At 75.0% G+C, this 19,558-nt stretch carries 20 protein-coding genes; 7 read left to right on the top strand and 13 right to left on the bottom strand.

Translation table 11 applies throughout. The annotated features are described in order from the left end of the window. Positions 1 to 19 precede the first annotated feature (19 nt). The 5 genes from CFLA_RS01485 to CFLA_RS01465 all read right to left on the bottom strand — a co-directional run bounded on the left by CFLA_RS01485 (position 20) and on the right by CFLA_RS01465 (position 5,525). Entirely contained in the window at positions 20 to 943 is a 924-nt protein-coding gene (locus CFLA_RS01485; RefSeq protein ID WP_013115546.1) for an SDR family NAD(P)-dependent oxidoreductase, read from the bottom strand. Beyond that, positions 940 to 1,428 carry a MaoC family dehydratase gene (locus CFLA_RS01480; RefSeq protein WP_013115545.1) on the bottom strand — a complete coding sequence of 163 codons (489 nt, stop codon included), beginning with the start codon at positions 1,426 to 1,428 and terminating at the stop codon, positions 940 to 942. Before CFLA_RS01480 ends, CFLA_RS01485 begins: the two co-directional genes overlap by 4 nt. A gap of 77 nt (positions 1,429 to 1,505) precedes the next feature. Then, a complete protein-coding gene (locus CFLA_RS01475; RefSeq protein WP_013115544.1) occupies positions 1,506 to 2,690 on the bottom strand; it encodes a thiolase family protein in 1,185 nt (394 codons plus the stop codon). Beyond that, the gene (locus CFLA_RS01470; RefSeq protein ID WP_013115543.1) at positions 2,687 to 4,504 is read right to left on the bottom strand and encodes an AMP-binding protein; all 1,818 of its coding nucleotides are present in this window, start codon (positions 4,502 to 4,504) and stop codon (positions 2,687 to 2,689) included. Before CFLA_RS01470 ends, CFLA_RS01475 begins: the two co-directional genes overlap by 4 nt. A 178-nt stretch (positions 4,505 to 4,682) precedes the next feature. Then, positions 4,683 to 5,525: a PaaX family transcriptional regulator gene (locus CFLA_RS01465; protein ID WP_013115542.1), complete on the bottom strand. Its 843-nt coding sequence runs from the start codon at positions 5,523 to 5,525 to the stop codon at positions 4,683 to 4,685. Between the two features lie 183 nt (positions 5,526 to 5,708). On the opposite strand from CFLA_RS01465, the gene CFLA_RS01460 reads away from it, so the two are divergent. The 4 genes from CFLA_RS01460 to CFLA_RS01445 are packed head-to-tail and all read left to right on the top strand — an operon-like array spanning position 5,709 to position 9,151. Next, positions 5,709 to 6,692, top strand: a complete 984-nt coding sequence (locus CFLA_RS01460) for an ABC transporter substrate-binding protein (RefSeq protein WP_013115541.1) — start codon at positions 5,709 to 5,711, stop codon at positions 6,690 to 6,692. Positions 6,693 to 6,709: 17 nt separating this feature from the next. Beyond that, the gene (locus CFLA_RS01455; RefSeq protein ID WP_013115540.1) at positions 6,710 to 7,570 is read left to right on the top strand and encodes an ABC transporter permease; all 861 of its coding nucleotides are present in this window, start codon (positions 6,710 to 6,712) and stop codon (positions 7,568 to 7,570) included. Beyond that, a complete protein-coding gene (locus CFLA_RS01450; RefSeq protein ID WP_013115539.1) occupies positions 7,570 to 8,355 on the top strand; it encodes an ABC transporter permease in 786 nt (261 codons plus the stop codon). Before CFLA_RS01455 ends, CFLA_RS01450 begins: the two co-directional genes overlap by 1 nt. Further along, positions 8,348 to 9,151: an ABC transporter ATP-binding protein gene (locus CFLA_RS01445; protein ID WP_013115538.1), complete on the top strand. Its 804-nt coding sequence runs from the start codon at positions 8,348 to 8,350 to the stop codon at positions 9,149 to 9,151. The genes CFLA_RS01450 and CFLA_RS01445 overlap by 8 nt, the downstream gene beginning before the upstream one ends. 138 nt (positions 9,152 to 9,289) lie before the next feature. Here CFLA_RS01445 and CFLA_RS01440 read toward each other — a convergent pair whose 3' ends face one another. The 5 genes from CFLA_RS01440 to CFLA_RS01420 form a co-directional block, all read right to left on the bottom strand. Continuing rightward, positions 9,290 to 10,072, bottom strand: coding sequence for a phosphatase PAP2 family protein (locus tag CFLA_RS01440; protein ID WP_013115537.1), 783 nt, complete (start codon positions 10,070 to 10,072; stop codon positions 9,290 to 9,292). A 116-nt stretch (positions 10,073 to 10,188) separates the two neighbouring features. Next, positions 10,189 to 10,638, bottom strand: a complete 450-nt coding sequence (locus CFLA_RS01435; protein ID WP_187291320.1) for a MarR family winged helix-turn-helix transcriptional regulator — start codon at positions 10,636 to 10,638, stop codon at positions 10,189 to 10,191. Between the two features lie 277 nt (positions 10,639 to 10,915). Then, complete coding sequence (locus CFLA_RS01430; RefSeq protein ID WP_013115535.1) at positions 10,916 to 11,761, bottom strand: maleylpyruvate isomerase family mycothiol-dependent enzyme; 846 nt, start codon at positions 11,759 to 11,761, stop codon at positions 10,916 to 10,918. After that, positions 11,761 to 12,612, bottom strand: coding sequence for a fumarylacetoacetate hydrolase family protein (locus CFLA_RS01425; protein ID WP_013115534.1), 852 nt, complete (start codon positions 12,610 to 12,612; stop codon positions 11,761 to 11,763). Before CFLA_RS01425 ends, CFLA_RS01430 begins: the two co-directional genes overlap by 1 nt. Next, positions 12,609 to 13,691, bottom strand: a complete 1,083-nt coding sequence (locus tag CFLA_RS01420) for a cupin domain-containing protein (protein WP_052302653.1) — start codon at positions 13,689 to 13,691, stop codon at positions 12,609 to 12,611. The genes CFLA_RS01425 and CFLA_RS01420 overlap by 4 nt, the downstream gene beginning before the upstream one ends. A 246-nt stretch (positions 13,692 to 13,937) precedes the next feature. Here CFLA_RS01420 and CFLA_RS01415 point away from each other — a divergent pair, with 246 nt between their 5' ends. Next, positions 13,938 to 14,453 (top strand): hypothetical protein, encoded by a 516-nt coding sequence (locus CFLA_RS01415; RefSeq protein ID WP_013115532.1) that lies wholly within the window; start codon positions 13,938 to 13,940, stop codon positions 14,451 to 14,453. A gap of 28 nt (positions 14,454 to 14,481) precedes the next feature. Here the strand turns inward: CFLA_RS01415 and CFLA_RS01410 are convergent, their stop codons facing one another. Genes CFLA_RS01410 through CFLA_RS01400 form a run of 3 tightly spaced genes read right to left on the bottom strand, consistent with a single transcriptional unit; the run spans position 14,482 to position 17,374 of the window. Beyond that, positions 14,482 to 15,159, bottom strand: a complete 678-nt coding sequence (locus CFLA_RS01410) for a response regulator (protein ID WP_013115531.1) — start codon at positions 15,157 to 15,159, stop codon at positions 14,482 to 14,484. Further along, on the bottom strand, positions 15,156 to 16,436 hold the full coding sequence (locus CFLA_RS01405) for a sensor histidine kinase (protein WP_013115530.1): 1,281 nt from the start codon (positions 16,434 to 16,436) through the stop codon (positions 15,156 to 15,158). The genes CFLA_RS01410 and CFLA_RS01405 overlap by 4 nt, the downstream gene beginning before the upstream one ends. A gap of 5 nt (positions 16,437 to 16,441) precedes the next feature. Next, on the bottom strand, positions 16,442 to 17,374 hold the full coding sequence (locus CFLA_RS01400) for a CPBP family intramembrane glutamic endopeptidase (RefSeq protein ID WP_013115529.1): 933 nt from the start codon (positions 17,372 to 17,374) through the stop codon (positions 16,442 to 16,444). 232 nt (positions 17,375 to 17,606) lie between these two features. On the opposite strand from CFLA_RS01400, the gene CFLA_RS01395 reads away from it, so the two are divergent. Continuing rightward, complete coding sequence (locus CFLA_RS01395) at positions 17,607 to 18,677, top strand: hypothetical protein (protein WP_013115528.1); 1,071 nt, start codon at positions 17,607 to 17,609, stop codon at positions 18,675 to 18,677. 190 nt (positions 18,678 to 18,867) lie between these two features. Next, positions 18,868 to 19,557, top strand: a complete 690-nt coding sequence (locus CFLA_RS01390; protein WP_013115527.1) for a hypothetical protein — start codon at positions 18,868 to 18,870, stop codon at positions 19,555 to 19,557. Position 19,558: the final 1 nt, after the last annotated feature.

Raw genomic sequence — 19,558 nt, 5'->3', positions numbered from 1 at the left:
ACGTCGGGACGCCGGCGCCTCAGGCGTCCGCCGGCGCCTCCAGCGGCGGCAGCGCGATCCCGCTGGGCTGGCGCAGCGCCTCGAACGTGCGCGCCCACTCCTCGCCGATCGCCTCGGCGCTCCAGCCGCCCTGGCGGTACGTCACGCCCACCTCCTGCGGCACGGTGTAGAGCGAGAGCTTGTCCCCGCCGATGCCGATGGCCTGCCCGGTGACGTGCGCGGACTCCTCCGACGCGAGCCACACCACGAGTGGCGCGACGTCCTCCGGCCCCCCGAGCGCGTGCTCCTGCCGCACGACGCGTGGCAGTGGCTCGCCGCGCCCGTGGGCGGCGGCGACCTCGGCGTACACGGGGATGGTCGCGGTCATCGCCGTGATCGCGGTGGGGATGACCGCGTTGACGGTGATCCCGGCGCGCGCGAGCTCGAGCGACCACGTCCGCGCCATCGCGACGATCCCGGCCTTCGCCGCCGCGTAGCTCGTCTGCCCGAAGTTGCCGTGCTGCCCCGCGGGTGAGCCGACGAGCACGATCCGCCCGCCCTCGCCGCGCTCGCGCATGTGCACGGCCGCCGCCCGGGCGGTGGTGAACGTGCCGCGCAGGTGCGTGGCGACCACGAGGTCGAAGTCCTCGTCGGACGTCTTCCACAGCACGCGGTCGCGCAGCACGCCGGCGTTGGTGACGAGCACGTCGAGCCGCCCGTACGCCTCGACGGCCGCGGCGACGAGCAGGTCCGCGGTCTCGCTCGGCCCCACGGGCGCGACGACGGCCACGGCCCGCCCGCCGTCGGCGACGACCGCGTCGACCGTGGCCTGCGCCGCGGCCGCGTCCACGTCGTTGACGACGACGCCCGCACCGGCGGCCGCCAGCGCCAGCGCGTACGCCCGCCCCAGGCCCTGCCCACTGCCGGTGACGACGGCCGCGCGGCCCGTCAGGTCGACGCTCATGCGTAGTACCTCACGACCATGACGGCGACGGCGGCGGGCTTGGCCTGCCCCTCGGCCTCGATCGTGTTCTCGTACACCGCCTGGTACCCGCCCGGCACCTCGGTGACGGCCGACAGCGTCGAGGTCACGCGGATGCGCGAGCCGACGCGCACGGGCGCGGGGAACCGCAGCCGGTCCAGCCCGTAGTTCACGCCTGTGCCCACGCCGGTGACCTCGACGACCTGCGCCATGAGCGGCACGACGAGCGCGAGCGTGAGGTAGCCGTGGACGATCGTGCCGCCGAACGGCGTGCCCGCCGCGTACGCCGGGTCGAGGTGGATCGGGTTGTGGTCGCCCGTGAGGTCGGCGAACCGGTCCACCTCGTCCTGCGTGACGGTGCGCCAGGGCGACGGGCCGAACGTGGTGCCCTCGAGCGACGGCAGGTCACCGAGCGGGACCGTCGTCAGGGTCGGGGCCGCGGTGCCCGCGGCGAGGTCGGAGGTCATGGGTGTGCTCCCTCGGGTGGACGGACGGGTCGTTCGGGGGCCGTGCGGGGGTGACTGTGGGGTGCGGGCGGGTGGGGTCAGCCGTCGACGCGGACGACGACGGCACCGGCCGCGTCGCCCGCGGCGCAGCCGGTGAACAGGCCCGTGCCGCCCCCGCGCGCGTGCAGCGCGTGGACGAGCTCGGTGACGGCGCGCGCACCGGTGGGGCCCTGCGGGTGCCCGTAGACGAGCGACGAGCCGTACGGGTTCATGCGCTCGAGCGGGAAGCCGGTCTGCTCGGCGAACCACAGGTCGTTGACGGCGAACGGGTTGTGCGTCGTCACGACGTCGACGTCCTCGATCCGCAGCCCCGCGTCCCACAGGGCGCGCAGCGCCGCCGGCACCGGGGCCTTCGGCATGTACGCGGGCTCCGCACGCGCGAACCCGGTGGCGAGGACCTGTGCGGTGACGCCGCCGCGGCCGAGCTCGCGTGCGCGGTCGCCGGACGCGACGACGACGCCCGCGCACCCGTCGGCCGGGTGCGTCTGCGCCCCGTACGTGACCACGCCGCCCTCCTGCACCGGTCGCAGGCGTGCCAGGCCCTCGGCGGTCGTCGGGAAGACGCCGTGGTCCTGCTCGAGCCAGTCCTCCCCGCGGCGCCGCGGGATGCGCACGGGCACGGTGTACGCGGCCGGGATGCCCTCGGCCTGCGCCTTCGCGTACTGCTCGTACCGCAGCAGCGCGACCTCGTCGACCTGCTCCCGGGTGTACCCGGCGTCGCGCGCGGTGTTCTCCGCGGTGTCGTTCATGCTCTGCCCGGTGGTCGGGTCGAGCGTCATGGGGTCGAGCACCCAGTGCTCGCTGACGGGCGCGCCGCCGGGCCCGGCCGCGCTGCTCCACAGCATGAGCGGACCGTTGCTCGTGCGGTCGGTGATGACGCCGATCGTCGTGGTGTGCGCCTTGAGCTGCACCTGCGTGGCGAGGTGCTCGATCACGGCCGCGGACGTCGCGCACGCGCGCGAGATCCACGGGCCCGCGTGCTCGCCCGCACCCAGGCGCCGCGAGACCCCCGTGACGCCGTAGAACGCGTGCTGCTGCGGGACCGTGCAGCCCAGCGTCCACTCGGTGATCTCCTCGGGCGGCAGGCCGCGGGCCTCGAGCGCGCGCCCGGTGACGTCGACCGCGAGGTCGAGGCTGTTGACCTCCGCCAGCGGGCCCTGCCACTTGGCGAACGGCGAGGTCCAGCTCAGGCCGAACGGGATGTGGACGTCGGTGAACCTCATCGGGCGCTCTCCGCGGGGTGGGGTGCGGGGTGGGGTGCGGGCACAGGGTCGGCAGGCACAGGGTCGCCAGGCACGGGGTCGCCAGGCGCGGCACCGGTGGGCACAGGGTCGGCAGGGACGGGTTCGGCCGGCGCACCCTCGAGCGTCGACGGGTCCACGAGTGCCGTGTCCACCAGGGCGGGCCGCCCCTCGGCGAGCCGCTGCCGCAGTCGGTGCATGTCGACCTTGCCGCTGGGGCTGCGCTGCAGCTCGTCGATGACGTACAGCCGCCGCGGCTTCTTGTACCCGGCCAGGCGCCGACCGACCTCGTCCTGCACCTGCGCGGGCGCGAGCGGCTCCCCGGGCTCGGGCACGACGACGGCCGTGACGACCTCGCCCCAGCGCGGGTCCGGCAGGCCGAGGACGACGGCGTCGGCCACGCCGGGCAGCGCGAGCAGCACCTTCTCGACCTCGCCGGGGAAGACCTTCTCGCCGCCGGTGTTGACGACGCCCGACCCGCGGCCGAGCAGCTCGACGTACCCGTCGCCGAGCACGCGCACCCAGTCGCCGGGCATGACGTGCCGGACGCCGTCGATCACGGGGTACGTCTGGGCGGTGCGCACCGGGTCCTCGTGGTAGCCCAGCGGCATGGCGCCGCGGTAGGCGAGCATGCCGGTGCCACCGACCTCCTCGACGGGCGTGAGGTCGGGTGCCAGGACGACGGCGCCGGGCGCGAGCCGCGGGCGGCATGGGAAGTCGTCGGGGCCGCGCACGACGCCGTACGCGAACGGGCCGCCCTCGCTGGAGCCGAGGATGTCGACGAGCGTCGCGTGCGGGGCGTGCGCGGCCAGGCGCCGCTTGAGGTCGTCGGACCACACCATGCCCGAGCTGAGCACGGTGGTCAGCGACGAGACGTCGGCGTCGGGGTCGGTGTCGAGCACCTGGACGAGCGGCCCGACCACGGCGTTGCCCGCCACGACCAGGCGCGTCACGCGGTGCTCCGCGATCGCCCGCACCGCCGCGCGCGGGTCGAACCGCGCCGCGGACAGGAACACCACGGTCCCGCCGAGGACGATCGCGTTCATGACGTTGAACAGGGCGGTGGCGTGCATCATCGGCGGCAGCGGGAGGCACACGGTCGGCGGCAGGTCGTCGCGGGCGGCCAGGCGCGTGACGTCGTCCAACGACGTGGGTGGGTCGACGGGCAGCGAGCCGTAGACGGAGAAGAGCTGGCTGTCGAAGAGGTTGCCGTGGGTCCACACCACGGCCTTGGGCCGCCCGGTGGTGCCGCCGGTGAACATGAAGATCCGGTGGTCGGGGTCGAGCTCGCGCGGCGGGAGCGGGTCGGCCGCGAGCGCGGCGGCGAACGGGGTGCCGGGGCTCGCGGGGACGTCCGGCGGCGCGTCGTCGGGGACGACGAGCACGAGGCCCGGCAGCGGGACGCGCGTGCCGGCGTCGACGACGGCCGCGGACAGGCTGCGCGGGTGGACGAGCGCGGCGGGGCGTGACGTCTCCAGCAGCTCGGCGAGCTCGGCGCCCTGGTACCGGAAGTTGAGGTTCACCGGGATCGCGCCGATCTTGTACGCCGCGTAGAGCGTCGTCAGGTACTCGGGGCGGTTGTACATGAAGATCGCGACGGTCGAGCCGGGGCCCAGGCCGTGGGCCACGAAGGTCGCGGCGAGCCGCGCGGCGGACTCCTGGAAGTCCGCGTACGTGATGCTCTCGCCGTCCGCCTGCACCGCGACACGGTCGGGGACGGCGTGCGCGACGGCGTCCCAGATGGTCGCGTAGTTGGCGCGACCGAGGTCTCCGGACGGTGGAGGGACGTCTGCCACTGCTCACATCCTCGTGGGCGGGCCGCGGCGGCGGCGGGGTGTTGACGTGCGATCGTGCCGTCCGGAACGGTCGACGTCAACACGTTCGGTGACGATCGTCAGCCGGATGTCGAACGATCGTCCGGGTCGGCGGCGTCGCCACGCCGACCGTGCGGCACAGCGGCGCGTCCCTGCGCGCTCAGTCCGCGAGCCGGCGCGCGAGCTCGGCGCGCGCCGGCTCCGCGAGCACCGCGTGCAGCCGCCGGAACGCCGCGACCGAGCGGCCTCCGGGCCAGTCCGGCGCGAGGTGCTCGGGGGGCAGGCGCGGCACGGCGCGCAGCAGGTCGAGCCAGTCGGCGACCAGCGCGGTGACGTCGCACAGCGCGTGCGGCACGTCCGGGTCGCGGCCCTCCCAGCGCGCCTGGAACTGCTCGTGGCGCTCGCGCATCGCGTCGAGCCGCCACGCCGTGCGCACGCTGCGCGCCGCCGAGAACCCCGGCACCTCGTGCGCCCGGAACGCCAGCAGCTCCAGGTCGTCGCGGCCGTCCGGCTGCAGCCCGCCGAGCGCCTGCGCGACGTCGACCTCACCGGGCGCGATCCACAACCCGTCACGCAGCAGCCCGAAGCCCGCCCACGTGAGCTGCGCGCGCACGCGGTGCCGCACGTCACGCCGGCTCTCCGGCACCGAGAAGCTCACGAGCGTCCAGCCCTCGCCGTGGGGCGCGAACGGGTCCTCGTCGAAGACGCGCCCCCGGGCCTCGGCCAGCACGCGCTCGCTCTCGGGGGTCAGGCCGTACGCGACCGTGCGCCCCGTCCGGACCGTCGCGAGGAGGCGCCTCCCGGCCATGCGGGTCAGCGCCGCCCGCGTGGCGGCCTCCCCCGCGCCCAGCTCGCCGAGGACGCCGATGAGGATCGCGGCGGGCAGGGGCGCCGCGCCCTCGCCGACCATCAGCTCGCCCATGAACGCGAGCAGCAGCTGCTCCGGCCGCCGCCGGACCTCGCCGGGCGCCGGCACGGGCGCGTCGTCGGACCCCGTGGACATGCGCGCGATTGTCGCACGGGGTCGTCCGGCCGGGCCTGTGGACCTGCGTCCGGATCATTGACATGCGTGACATTCGACTGCACGATTGCCGGACGATTGTCACACATCGTCGCCGACGCCCCGCCCGGCGCCGTGCGGAGCAGTCCCGCGGAACCCGAGATTCGACGGAGAATTGAGGACCCCATGAACCGACGCCCTGCCGTCGTGGCGGCGCTCGTCGCGGCGCTGTCGCTCGGGCTGGCCGCCTGCTCGTCGACCGACACGGGCACCGGTGACGCGACCGCCGCCCCGCCCGACGCCAACTCCCCCCGCGCCGTCACCATCGGCGCCCTGAGCATCAGCGAGACCGCGCCCCTGTGGGCGGCCGTCGAGGCCGGCGTGTTCGCCGAGCACGGGCTCGACGTCACGGTGCAGCCCATCCAGGGCGGCGCGCAGGCCATGCCGGCGCTGCTCAACGGCGACATCGACTTCTCCGTCGGCCAGCCGTTCGGCGCCATGCGCGCGAGCATCCAAGGGCTCGACGTCAAGATCGTCGCCAACTACGCCCAGAGCCTCGCCGAGGGGGACGACATCAACTCCGTGGTCGTCGGCGCCGGCAGCGACATCTCCTCGCCCGCCGACCTCGCCGGCAAGAAGGTCGCCGTCAACTCGCTCGGCGCGGCCGGGGACCTCACGATCATGGCCGCGGTCGAGGCCGACGGCGGCGACCCCAGCACCGTGGAGTTCGTCGAGGTCGCCTTCCCCGACGCGCAGGCCCAGCTCGACGCGGGCAACGTCGACGCCGCCTGGGTGCCCGAGCCGTTCGTGTCGATCATCGTCGGCGCCGGCGGCGCGCGCGTCGTCGACCCGTACCAGGCCACGCTGCCCGGCCTGCCCACGCTGGTGCTGCAGACGACCGGGAAGACGGTCACCGACGACCCGGAGCTCGTCGACGCGGTGCGCGAGGCGTTCACCGAGGCGTTCGCGTGGGCCGCGGACAACGACGACGCCGTGCGCCAGGCGCTCGTCGACGAGATGTCCCTGCCCGAGCCCGCCGCGAAGAACCTGCGCCTGCCGACGTTCTCGACCGAGCTCGACCGCGACGTCCTGCAGGGCCTGGCGGACCTCGCCGTCGAGCACGAGTTCTTCGACCAGGCCCCGGACCTCGACGCCCTCGTCGCCGAGTGACACCGACAGCCGACACGATGACCGGTCCGGGCCGCGGGGACGTCGCCCCCGCGGCCCGGGCCGGCGCAGGGCCGCGGCCCGCACCCGCACGGCGGGCCCGGCGGCGCAGCGGGCGGTCCACCCTGCTCGGTGCGCTCGGTGTCCTCGGCTTCGCCGCGACGTGGGAGGTGGTCGCGCTCACCGAGGTCGTGGACCCCCGGTTCCTGCCGCGCGTCACCACCGTCGCCGCGCGCCTGGTCACCGAGCTCGGCACGCCGCGGTTCTGGGAGGCGCTCGGGGACACCGTCGTCACGTGGGCGATCGGGCTCGGCCTCGCCGTCGTCGCAGCCGTCGTCGCCGGCACCGTCGTCGGGCTCGTGCCGTTCCTGCGCCGTGCGACGCACACCACCGTGGAGTTCCTGCGGCCCATCCCGTCGGTCGCGATCATCCCGCTCGCCGTGCTGCTCGCCGGCCTGTCGCGCGAGGCCGCGCTCGTCATCGTCGTGTACGCGCCGTTCTGGCAGGTGTTCGTCCAGGTGCTCTACGGCGTCGGCGACGTCGACACGGTGGCCGACGACACGGCACGCAGCTTCGGCCTCGGGCGCTGGCAGCGCCTGCGGCACGTCGTGCTGCCCACCGCGCTGCCGTACGTCATCACCGGGTTCCGGCTCGCCGCGTCCATCGCGCTCGTGCTGACCATCACCGCCGAGCTCGTCATCGGCAACCCCGGCATCGGCCGGCAGATCGACGTGTACCGCTCCAACGCCGACGCACCCGGCCTGTACGCGCTCGTGCTCGTCACCGGCGGGCTCGGCCTGCTCGTCAACCTCGCGACCCGGCTCGTCGAGCGGCGCGTGCTGCACTGGCACCCGTCCGTGCGCAAGGAGGGGGTGGCCTGATGGGCGTCGCGCGCCGCGTCCTCGTCCCCGCCGCCTACGCCGCCGGGCTGCCGCTGCTGCTCGTCGTCGGCTGGGCGCTGGCCACGCAGGGCACCACCAACCTCTACCTCCCGTCGCCCGCGCGCGTCCTGCAGGCGTTCACCCGCACCTGGCTCGACCCCGACACGCTCACGGGCGACGTGCTGCCCAGCCTCGGGCGGTTCGCGGTCGGGGTGCTGCTGTCGATCGTCATCGGCATCGTCGCCGGCACCGCGATCGGCGCGACCCCGTGGCTGCGCGCGCTGCTCGAGCCGATGCTCGAGTTCTTCCGCGCCATCCCGCCCGTCGTGCTCGTGCCCGTCCTCATGCTCCTGCTCGGCATCGACGACTCCATGAAGCTCGCCGTCATCGTCTCGGGGAGCGTCTGGCCCGTGCTGCTCAACACCGTCGAGGGTGTGCGCGGCACCGACCCCGTGCTCGTCGACACCTCGCGGTCGTACCGCGTGCGCGGGCTGCTGGCCTACCGGTACGTCGTGCTGCCCGCCGCGAGCCCGCAGATCATGGCCGGCATCCGGCTGTGCCTGTCGATCGGGCTGATCCTCATGGTGATCTCGGAGATGTTCGCGTCGTCGTCCGGCCTCGGCTACCAGATCGTCTACTTCCAGCGGCAGTACATGGTCGCGGAGATGTGGGGCGGCATCCTGCTGCTCGGCGTCGTCGGCGTCGTCGTCGCCGCGGTCTTCCAGCTCGTCGAACGGCGGGTGCTGCACTGGTACCACGGCTCGAGAGAGGTCGCACGTGGCTGAGACTCCCCTGCTCTCCGTCCGGGAGCTGAAGAAGACCTACCCGGGCGCGTCCGGCCCGGTCGAGGCCGTCGGCTCCATCACCTTCGACGTGCGCCCCGGTGAGCTCGTGTGCATCGTCGGGCCGTCCGGGTGCGGCAAGACGACGCTGCTCAAGTGCCTGTCCGGGCTGCTGCCCCCCACCGCGGGGTCGGTCGTGCTCGACGGCAGCGAGGTCACCGCACCGCCCGCCAAGATGGCGGTCGTCTTCCAGGAGTACGGGCGCTCGCTGTACCCGTGGCTGACCGTGCGCGACAACGTCGGGCTGCCGCTCAAGGCCCGCGGGGTGCCGCGCGGCGAGCGGGCGCGCGTCGTCGAGGAGGCGTTGCAGGAGGTCGGGCTCGGGCACGCGCTCGACACCTACCCGTGGCAGCTGTCGGGCGGTATGCAGCAGCGCGTCGCCATCGCCCGCGCCGTCGCGTACCAGCCCGAGGTGCTCGTCATGGACGAGCCCTTCGCCGCCGTCGACGCCCAGACCCGCGCCGACCTCGAGGACCTCGTGCGCCGCGTCTGGAAGGACCTCGGCGTCACCGTCCTGTTCGTCACGCACGACATCGACGAGTCGGTGTACCTGGGCGAGCGGGTGCTCATGCTGTCGTCGTCACCGACCGTCGTCCAGGAGGACCTGCGCATCGACCTCCCCGACGAGCGCGACCAGCTCACCACCCGGGCGCTCCCGCGCTTCACCGAGCTGCGCACCCACGTCTACGAGCAGATCCAGCGCGCCAAGCGCGGCACCCCGCTCCCCACCCCCCACTGACCCACCCGCGCACCCCCACCCCAGGCCGCGAGCCGTCATTCCAGCCCCGCCAGCACCGCACCAGTCCGCGAGCCGTCGTTCGAGCCCCACCCCGCACCCCCGCACCCCCGGGCCACGGGGTCGCGATTCGGTCGCGCGTCAGTGCTCGCGCGACGTCGGAGCGAGCGGGGCGTCCGGGCTCCACCCGGGCTCCGGCTCTTCCACCGGCATGCCGCGCAGGACGCGCAGCCGGTCGACGACGGTGACGACGCCGAGCACGACGACGGCCAGGCCGCTCGCCGCGACGACGTCTGTGAGGAAGTGGTAGCCGAGGTACAGGCGGCTGAGCGCGACCGCGGCGGTGCCGAGCAGCCCTGCGACCAGCCAGGCGACGACGACCCCCCGGGACCGGCGCCGGCTCACGACGAGGTACCCGGCGACCAGCAGGAACGTCGCCGTCCCGATGGTGTGGCCGGACGGGAACGACCCGGTCGTCTCCGAGCCGGGGATGTACATCGTCTCCTCCGGCGGCCGCGGCCGGGCGACGAGGCCCTTCACCAGCAGCGAGAGCACGGTCGAGCCGATCATCGCGCCGGCGAGCAGGGCCGGCCGCCACCACTCGCGCCGCGCCACGCCCCAAGCGACGCACGCGACCAGCACGATGAACGGCAGCACGGCCGGACCGGTGACGAACGTCAGCGCGGCGAGGATCGTGGTGACGACGTCGGTGCGGACGTCGTACAGGAACTCCAGGACCGGCTCGTCCCACAGGGCGAAGTCGTCCTGCTCCTGGACCGCGTCGAACATCACCCCGAAGACCAGCAGCCCGAGCACACCGAGCAGGACACCGGGCACGACGGCCCGCAGCACGGGCTGGTCGGCGTACCAGTCGAGCAGGCGACGCGGCTGGATGAGGCGTCGCGGCGAGTCTCCGTCAGCCATCCCGTCACGCTACCGGCGAGCCTGCGAGTCGGCTCCCCGAGCAGAGGACCTCCCCACCCCCTCCCGCGAGCCGTCGATCCAGCCCCGCACCCTTCCCTCGCGAGAGAGCGATCCCGTCAGTCCGACGTCGCCGAGGGTGCGGCATCGAGCACCCTGGTGAGCAGCGCCTGGAGAGTGAGCCGCTCCTGCGGCGTGAGCGCGGACGTGAGGACGTGGTCGACGCGAGCCGCCGCGCCGGCGACGTCGGCGAGCAGGTCGAGACCCTCGGCCGTGAGGCGGACGACGTTGCGGCGCCGGTCCGCGGTGGCCCGTGCCCGCGCGACGAGCCCGCGCCCCTCCAGCCGGGCGACGAGCCCCGCGACCGTCGACCGGTCGAGGTCCAGCTGGTCACACAGCTCACGCTGGCTGGCCTCACCCCGCTGGTGCAGCACGTTGAGCACCCCGAACTGCACGTTCGTCAGCCGGGGGCCGACCTCCTGGGCCCACACGGCGAGGTGCGCCTGCTGCGTGCGGCGCACGAGGAACCCGGTGTGCCGCGCGAGGTCGAGCGGCAGCGGGTCGGTCACGACGACATCGTCGCAGCCCAGCACCCCGCACTCCACCACCTCGCCGGACGAACCGCTCCGCCTCTGGTCTCTGCGGGCGCCCGCCCCACCCGCCACTGCTCACGTGGGGGCTCCGGGCTGGAACGACGGCTCGCGGCCTGGGGTGGGGCTCGAACGACGGCTCGCGGCCTGGGGTGGGGCTCGAACGACGGCTCGCTGCCTGGGGGTGGGGCTCGAACGACGGCTCGCGGCCCGGGGTGGGGGTGGGGTGACGGCTCGCGGCCTGGGGTGGGGTGGGTCAGAGCCAGGGGGGTGGGGGCGGGACGGGGGTGCCGTCGGACGTCGTCAGGAGGTGGGCGCCGCCGCGGCCCGTCGCCCAGCGGGCGAGGTCCGCCGCCCTGCCACGGACCCGGACCGCACCGACCGACCCACCGACGGCGGCCGGACCGTCCGACGAGCCGGCACCGTCCGCGTCCCCCGAGCGGACGGCGCCGGCCCTGGCCGCGGTCCCCACCGCAGCCTCGGCCGCGGTCCCCACCGCGGCCCCGGCCCGGTCCGTGGGTTCGAGCACCGGCACGGGGCCGGGCACGGACCGGGCACGCCAGATCCGGCGGACGTCGTCGAGCAACGCGTCGACGAGCTCCGCCGGGAACTGCCGGTACGACGCCCCGTGGTCGAGGTCGACCGCGTGCACCCAGACCTCGCGGGTCCGCATCCACACGGTCTCGCTCGCGGGGACCACGCGGCCCTGCGCGGTCCGCACGGGCGCGTCCCACGCCTCGGGCGCGAGGTCGCGCCACTCGACGTCGAGGTGGACCGCGGCGTGCGCGGACAGGTTCCGCAGTGCGCGGGCGGGCAGGGTGGCGCCGTACTCGATCTCCTCGTCGCGGGCCTCGCGCGACGGGTACATGGGGTTCTCGACGCCCGTCGCGGCCCACTCGGTGAGCCGGGTCAGCGCGCGGGCGTTGAGGCCGACGTGCGCGACGACGTGCCGCCGCGTCCAGCCGGGCACGAGCGACGGGGCGTCGAGCTCGTCGTTGGCGAGCTCGTTGAGCTGGCGCGAGAAGTACGCCTGCCCGCGTCGTGCCAGGAGCAGGCCCGCGCGCAGCGCAGGGTCGGTCGTCCGGTCGGTGCGCGCGGGCATCAGGCCTCCGCGACGACGTCGTTGCGCAGCTCGCCGAGCCCGGTGACCGACGTGGTGAGCACGTTCCCGGGACGCAGGTAGCGCGGGGGCGTGCGGGCGTGCCCGACGCCGCCGGGCGTGCCCGTCGCGATGACGTCGCCGGGGTGCAGCGTGAGGATCTGCGAGACGTACGCGACGAGCTCCGCGGGGCCGAACACCATGTCGTCGACGGCGGTGCGCTGCACCTTCTCGCCGTCGACGTCGGTGGTGAGCTCGCCGGTCAGCGGTCCGTCCGCCACCGTGAGCCACGGGCCGAAGGGCGTCGTCGCCTCGAACGTCTTGCCCTGCAGCCACTGCGCCGTGCGGTACTGGTAGTCGCGCATCGTGACGTCGTTGAGCACGGCGTACCCGGCGATGGCTGAGGCGGCCGCGGTGTCGTCGAGCCGACGGGCCGTCGCCCCGACGACGACCGCGACCTCCCCCTCCCAGTCGACGGCGTCGGCCGCGCGCGCGGGCAGCACGATCGGGTCGTACGGGCCGATCAGCGCCTCCGGGAACTTGGCGAACAGCGTGGGGTGCGTGGGCAGCTCGCGCCCCATCTCGAGGATGTGGTGGCGGTAGTTGAGCCCGACGCACACGATCTTCGACGGGCGCAGCACGGGCGGCGCCCAGGCGTGGGGCTCGACGTCCGCGAGCGCGTGCCGCCGCCCGTCGGCGCCGGCCGCGAGCGCGCGCCAGCCGTCGGCCGCCAGCAGCGCGCCGACGTCCGCGACGCCGGGGATCTCGACCGCGTGGCCGTCGTCGACGCGCACGGCGACGGTCGCCTCGGGCGCCTGGCCGGGCACCGCGAGGCGCAGCGTCCCGAGCCTCACGCGAGGTCCTCGTTGCGGCGGCCGGGCAGGTAGGTGCGCGTGAAGTGGAGGCGGTCGATGATCGGCCCGTCGGTGAACCGGAACAGGTCGAACTGCGTGTCGGCGTGCAGCGACCACGGCACCCAGGACGGGACGGCGAAGAGGTCCCCGGTCTCGACGCGGTGCTCGGTGCCGCCGAGCACGACGGTCCCCTCGCCCTCGAACACCTGCCACACGGCCGACCCCACCTCGTGGCGGGTGGCGGTCTCGGCACCGGCGCGCAGGCGGTGGAACTCGCAGCGGATGGTCGGCATGACGTCCCCGCCGGTCGTGGGGTTGGTGTACCGGACGGCGGCGTGGCCCTGCTCGACCGTCGCGGGGTGGCCCTCGTCCTCCAGCTTGAGCTGCTCGGTGAGGGCGCGGTCGGTGTGCTCCCAGCGGTACGCGGCCAGCGGGGACGACGTCTGGTCCTGCAGACCGGACAGCGGGCGCAGGCCGGGGTGGGCCCACAGGCGCTCCGAGCGGGAGACGTCCGGGGACGCCTCGTCCGTCACGCGCTCGGAGCCGAACTCGAAGAACCCGACGTCGGCGTAGTGCGAGAACGGCACGTCGAGGCCGTCGATCCACGCCATGGGCTGGTCGGTGTCGTTGTGGTGGCCGTGGTAGTTCCAGCCGGGGGTCAGGAGGAGGTCGCCGCGGCGCATGGCGACGGGGTCGCCGTTGACGACGGTCCACACGCCCTCGCCCTCGACGACGAACCGGAAGGCGTTCTGGCTGTGCCGGTGCTCGGGCGCGGTCTCGTGGCCGCCGAGGTACTGGATGGCGCACCACAGGGTGGGCGTGGCGTAGGCGGTGCCGGGCAGGCCGGGGTTGGCCAGGCCCATGGCGCGCCGCTCGCCGCCGCGGCCGACGGGCACGAGGTCGCCGGAGCGCCGGGCGATGTCGTACAGGGCCTTCCACCGCCACACGTAGGGCACGGCCTTCGGGGACGGCGACATCGGCATGAGGTCGTCGCGCTGGGTCCACAGGGGCGCGAGGCTCTCGGCCTCGAAGTCCGCGTAGAGCTGCGTCAGCTCCGGGGTGTCGGCGGTGCCGTCCATCTGGTGCACGGTGACCTCCTGGCGTCGTCGCCATTCGTTGGTGTACCAACGGTACGGGGTGGGGACCGCGGAGGAAAGGTGCGCCCGGGAGATGGTCGCCGGCGGACGAGGCTCCTCGGGCAGCCCGGTCTGCGGCCCGCGCTGGGCCGAACGGGTGAACCGCACCGGCCCTCCGGTGCCGCACCGAACCCGTCGGTACGGTCCGGTGCAGGCACGCACGTCTGCCGCCGCATCGGGAGGACCACCGTGTTCGAGTACCGCAAGGCCGACCGCCGCGACGTCTCCGCCCTGTTCGGCGAGGGCATCGAGGTGCTCGACCGCTACCACGTCGTCGACGAGGCGGCCGGGTACGCGCTCGTGCGCTGCGGGTCGGACAGGCCCGACGAGGACGACCGCGGCCGCGCGCGTGACCACTACCTCCTGCGCCGCCGCGACCAGGTGCTCGGCCTGGTGGTCGACGTGCTGCGCAGGACGGACGAGCACGGCACGTACGCCCTGCTCGTCCCGGGTGACATCGGTCGCAGCCACGTCGCCCGCTGGCACATGGGCGTCCCCGACGTGGACCTCGATCTCGAGGAGGAGGTGCGCGTGCGGCGGATCGCGTCGGAGGCGTGCCTGGTCCTGGAGGCCTCGCACGGGACGTACCCCCGCCCACGGGTCGTCGACCCCTTCGACGGCGTGAGCGAGCTGGCCCCGGAGGACTACGGCTACCTGATCTCCCCCCGTCTGACGTTCCGCGGTGTGCAGGGTTCGTCACGCTGAGCAGGACGAACCCTGCACATCCCGGGCCTCAGCGCGGCACGTCGACGATCCCGTTCTGGTACGCCCACACCACGGCCTGCAGCCGCGACCTCACGCCGAGCTTCGGCATCGCCCGCGCCAGGTGGGACTTCACGGTCGACACCTCGAGGTACAGCTCGCGCGCGATCTCCTCGTTGGACATGCCCTGCGCGAGCAGCAGCAGGATGTCGAGCTCGCGCGGCGTCAGCAGCTCGCTCGCACGCGCCGCCGTGACGGGCTGGGTGCGGCGGCGCGTCACGACCTCCCGCAGCACGCGGCGCGTCAGGGCGTTGGCGAGCATGCCGTGCCCGGCGGCCACCGAGCGCACGGCCTCGACGAGGGTCGCGGGCTCGGCGTCCTTGAGCAGGAACCCCGAGGCGCCGGCCTCCAGCGCGCCGAACAGGTACTCGTCGACGTCGAACGTCGTGAGCACCAGCACCGGGATGGGGTCGGTGACGTCCGGGCCGCACAGCGCGCGGGTCGCGGTGATGCCGTCGGTGCCGGGCATGCGGATGTCCATGCACACCACGTCGGGCCGCAGCTCGTGCGCGAGCGCGACGGCCGTGGCGCCGTCGCCCGCCTGCCCCACGACCTCCAGCCCGGGCTCGGTGTCGATGACGGTCGACAGCCCGGCACGCACGAGCGGCTGGTCGTCGGCGACGACGACGCGCACGGTCCCCTGGGTCATCGGTCCTGCTCCTCACGCGTCGCGTCCGCCACGGGCTGCGCCACGACCTCCCCCACCGGCACCACCATGCGCACCTGCCACCCGCCGTCGACGGTGGGCCCGTACCGCAGGGTGGCGCCCGTGAGCTCGGCGCGCTCCCGCATCCCGACCAGACCGTAGCCGGGCTCGTGCGCCGCCGGCTCGAGGCCTGGGCCGCTGGGCCCGTTGCGGACCTCGACCTCGACGCGGCCGGCCGTGCCCGCGTCGAGCCGCACGTCGCACCGCGCGCCGGGCGCGTGGCGGGCGGCGTTGGACAGCGCCTCCTGCACGACGCGGTACGCGGCGAGCTGCGCGAGCGGCCCGACCGCACCCGACGTCGCGACGTCGGCGACCGGGCCGGTCTCGCTCAGCGTGACGTCCTGGCCCGTCGCCCGGGCGCGGGCGACCAGGTCGGCGACGCCCGCGAGCGTCTCCATGCGGACTTCCCCGTCAGCCTCGGACGGGGTCGCGTCGCGCAGCAGCACGACGAGGTTGCGCAGGTCCCGCAGCATCGCGGTGCTCTGCTCGCGCACCTGCGCGACGGCCTTCTTGGCCCCCTCGGGGTCGACGTCGATCTGACGGCCGATCGCGCCCGTCATCACCGCGATCCCGGACAGGTGGTGCGCGGCGATGTCGTGCAGCTCGCGGGCCATCGCCGTGCGCTCCCGCTCGACCGCGACCTGCACGCGCGCGTCGCGCTCCCGCTCGAGGGCTGCCGCGCTGCGCGCGAGCGCGTCGACCGCGTCCCGCCGTGCCCCCACGACGCCGGCGAGCACGAGCGGCAGCACGACGGCGGCGACGGCCTGCAGCACACCCGCCAGCGCCACCGCCCAGCCGCGGTTCCCGATCCCGACGTCGGCGGCCGCGACGCTCGCGGTGACCAGCGCGCCGGCGGCGACCAGGGTGGGCACGAGCGGGCGGGCGGGGCGCGCCAGCACCGCGCGGTACGTCGCGACGATCACGGCGACGAGAGCCACGCCGATCGCCTCGCCGAGCACGACGAACCCCGGCAGCACACCGGCCACGAGGAGCACCGCCGCACGGGGCCGAGTGCCGCAGCGGGCGACCACGACGGCCTGCAGGGTCAGCAGCCCGAGGGCCCACCACCACGCGGCGTCGCCGAACCCGGGCGCGCCGCGCGCGGGCGTCGGGCCGGTGCCCTGTGCCAGGGCCGGCACGGCGAGCACCGCGACCGCGAGCAGCCAGCAGACCGCCGGCACGACGTCCGTCGGCCGGCGGCGCTGCTGAGCGGGAGTCATCGACGTCACGATAGACGCGCCGCAGGGAGGCGGTGCTCGAGCCCGTCAGCCTGCTGCGGGTCGTACCCGAGGCGACCCCGCGTGCCCACGAGGGCCACGGCGGCGCCCGCGGTCGCCGCCGCCAGCAGCACGTGCTGGAACATCGGGCTGTCCCACGTCGGGAAGATCTCGCTCCAGGCGCCCGCGAAGTTGTTGACGCTGACGTGCAGCAGCATCGCCATCGGCAGGCTCTGCCCGGTGCGGTTGAACACCCACGTCATGACGACGTTGAACGCGATGCAGAAGGCCACGAACTCCGGCCCCCGGTACCAGGCCGTGCCGCTCCACTCGGCCCACTCGGTGACGAACAGCGGCAGGTGCCACACGCCCCACAGCGCGCCGATGACGACGGCCGCGCCGGGTGCGCCGATCATCCGCTGCATGCGCGGCAGCGCGAAGTCGCGCCAGCCCGGCTCCTCCGCCAGGCCCGTCGTCACCATCTGGAACAGCAGGCCGGGCAGCAGCCCGACCAGCACCACGGTGGACGGCATGCTCGCCTGCCCGCCGGAGAACACCAGCCCGGACAGGACCAGGGCGGTGGGGACGCCGAGCAGGATGCCGACATACCACTTCCAGCTGACCTTCCAGTTCCACAGGCGACGCGCCCACCGGCGCAGCCCGTCACGCCCCTCGGCGATCGCGGTCACGGCCAGCGCCGCGCCGATGGGGCCGAGGTAGGCGCCGGGCAGCATCCCGAGCAGCTGCCCGCCGACGAAGCCGCCGGGGAAGCTGAAGTCCCAGAGCCCCAGGCCGTGGTTCGACAGGATGTACGGGAGCCACGCGAGCCAGCTCGCGGCGTTCGCGAGCACGAAGAACGCCAGCAGCGGGCGGCGGCGGATCAGGTCGAGCACACTGCCGCGCTGCTGCTGCGGGGGTGCTGGTGCGGTGACGGTGCTCATCGGAGTCCCTTTCGTCGGAGCCGGTCGGGCATGGCTCGACGCTAGGAATCCGGGGGGTGCGGCCGCGCCGGGCGCGGGGACCAACCGCGGAGGTTGCATCGAAGGGTGGAGGCGGCCCCCGGACACCTCGCCGGCGGCCCTGCTCCCCCTGGTCGAGCGGGACGAGGAAGTGCTCACGGCGTGACGCGCACGGGCCGTCCGGCGTCCACCCGAGGGCCGGTACCCTCGCGCCGTGCCTCTCGAGCCGCGCCTGCCCGTCCGGCCTTTCGTGGTGGACGCCCTGCGGGAGTCGGGCCACGTGGTGAGCGGATCCGCCCCGCTGCACGTCGAGGGACCGGCGACGGACGTGGTGGTCGACGAGCTGGACGGGACGCTCGCGGTGTGGGGCGTCGAGGGCGAGAGCGTGCGGGGCATCCACCTGGTGACGCGCGACGCGCACGTCGTCGAGCGGTTCCTGCTCATGACGGTGGCGGGGGCGTGGCGCCGGCGGCACGGGCGCCGGTCTCTGCCCGACCGGCGGCTGCGTCGGCCGCGCTCGCACCGGACGCTGCTGCAGGACGACGGCACGTCCGCGGTGGTGGACGCGGCGGGGACGGTCGTGGCGTGGCGGCTGACGCGGGCCGACGCGCACCGGCTCGCGGTGGCGCTCGGGCACCCGGTCGAGGACGTGGTCGCGGCGTTGCGCGAGGAGAAGGGCCGCCCGGTGTGGACGGGCTCGACGCTGGCCCCCGTCGTCCGCTCGCTCGTGCTGGCGGTCGTCCCGCTGGTCGTCGTCGCGACGGTGCAGGTGAGGCGGCACGCCGGGTCGTGGGAGACGAACCTCGGGGTGACCCTCGGGCTGGTGCTGAGCATCGGCGGGATCGCCTGGTACGCGTGGCGGCGGCGGCAGCTGCGCGAGGCGTCCGCCCGCCGGCTGGACCGCGAGCGCCTCGGCGCGGCGCGGTGGCGGGCCACGCAGGGCGCGGGGTTCGTGGAGGAGCTGGCCCGCCGGAGGGTCCGCACCCGGCTGCCCCGCCTCATGGGGGCGGGTCTGACGCTCGTCGAGACCGTGACGGCGCTGGAGGTCTGGCTCGACGGGCGCGGTACGCCGCTGCTGGAGGTGCCGTGGGTGGACGTGGTGTCAGTGGACGCCGAGCGGGCGCCGGGGTCGGACGTCGGGGTGCTCGTGGTGCGGACGCGCGACGGCGGGCGGGTCCCCGTGGTCCCGGCGCGGGTCCGGACGGGCAGCGAGCGCGGTGCGTCGGCCGCGGCGACCGCCGCGTACGCGGCGCACCTGCGCGCGGAGCACCTGGGCGGCGCCTGACGGCGTACTGGTGAGTAACGCCAGGGTCACGATGTACGCCCGGACGGTGGGAGTTACCTAGTACCGACTGTTCGAGCCACTGTGTGCGCTGCTAGACAGGCCGCGCTCGGTCCGGCGTGGGACCAAGGTCCCGACCCGACCTCCCCCGCCCCCGGCCGGGCGTCACGTCTCGCACCACAACGAGGTGGTCATGATCAGACACGTGCTCGCGGGCGTCTTCCTCGCCGTCCTCGCGACCCTCACCGTCCTGCTCTCCGGCGTCCTCGGCGCCGAGGTCCAGGGCGTCGCCCTGCTCGGGGCCGCCCTCGGCGGGGCCCTCGGGCTCGTGCCCGACCGCACGCCCGCGCAGCGCGCCGGGGCGTTCGCCGCCGGGTTCGCCGCCGCCTGGATCGGGTACCTGCTGCGCGCCGCGCTGCTGCCCGACGCCCCCAGCGGGCGCGCCGTCGCCGTGCTCGTCGTCGTCCTGGTGTGCCTCGCCGTCGGCGCCGGCACCGGCGGGAAGCTGCCGCTGTGGGCGACGCTGCTCGGCGCCGCCGCGATGGCCGGGTCCTACGAGGCGCCGTACGCCGCCGACCCGTCCGGGTTCGCCACGACGTCGCCCGTCCACGCGACCGCCGTGCTGCTCACCGCGGGCGCCGGGTTCCTCGCGACAGCCCTGCTCGGGCCCGTCGTGCAGGTCGACCGCGAGACCGAGCGTCGGCGGGAGGTGGCGGAGCGGGACGTCCGGCACCTCCAGCCCGTCGGCGCCGCGCCCGCCGAGGCCGCACCCGCGCCGGCGCCGGTCGCCGCACCGGCCCCGCGAGCCCCTGCCACGCCGTCGTCGCGGGCCGTGCCCGACGGCCGCCCGTTCCGCCCCTTCGAGTCCACCCCGGAGGCCTGAC

The sequence above is a fragment of the Cellulomonas flavigena DSM 20109 genome, from assembly GCF_000092865.1.
GTDB classification, from domain to species: Bacteria; Actinomycetota; Actinomycetes; order Actinomycetales; family Cellulomonadaceae; genus Cellulomonas; species Cellulomonas flavigena.
This window is presented reverse-complemented; position numbering and strand designations above follow the sequence as displayed.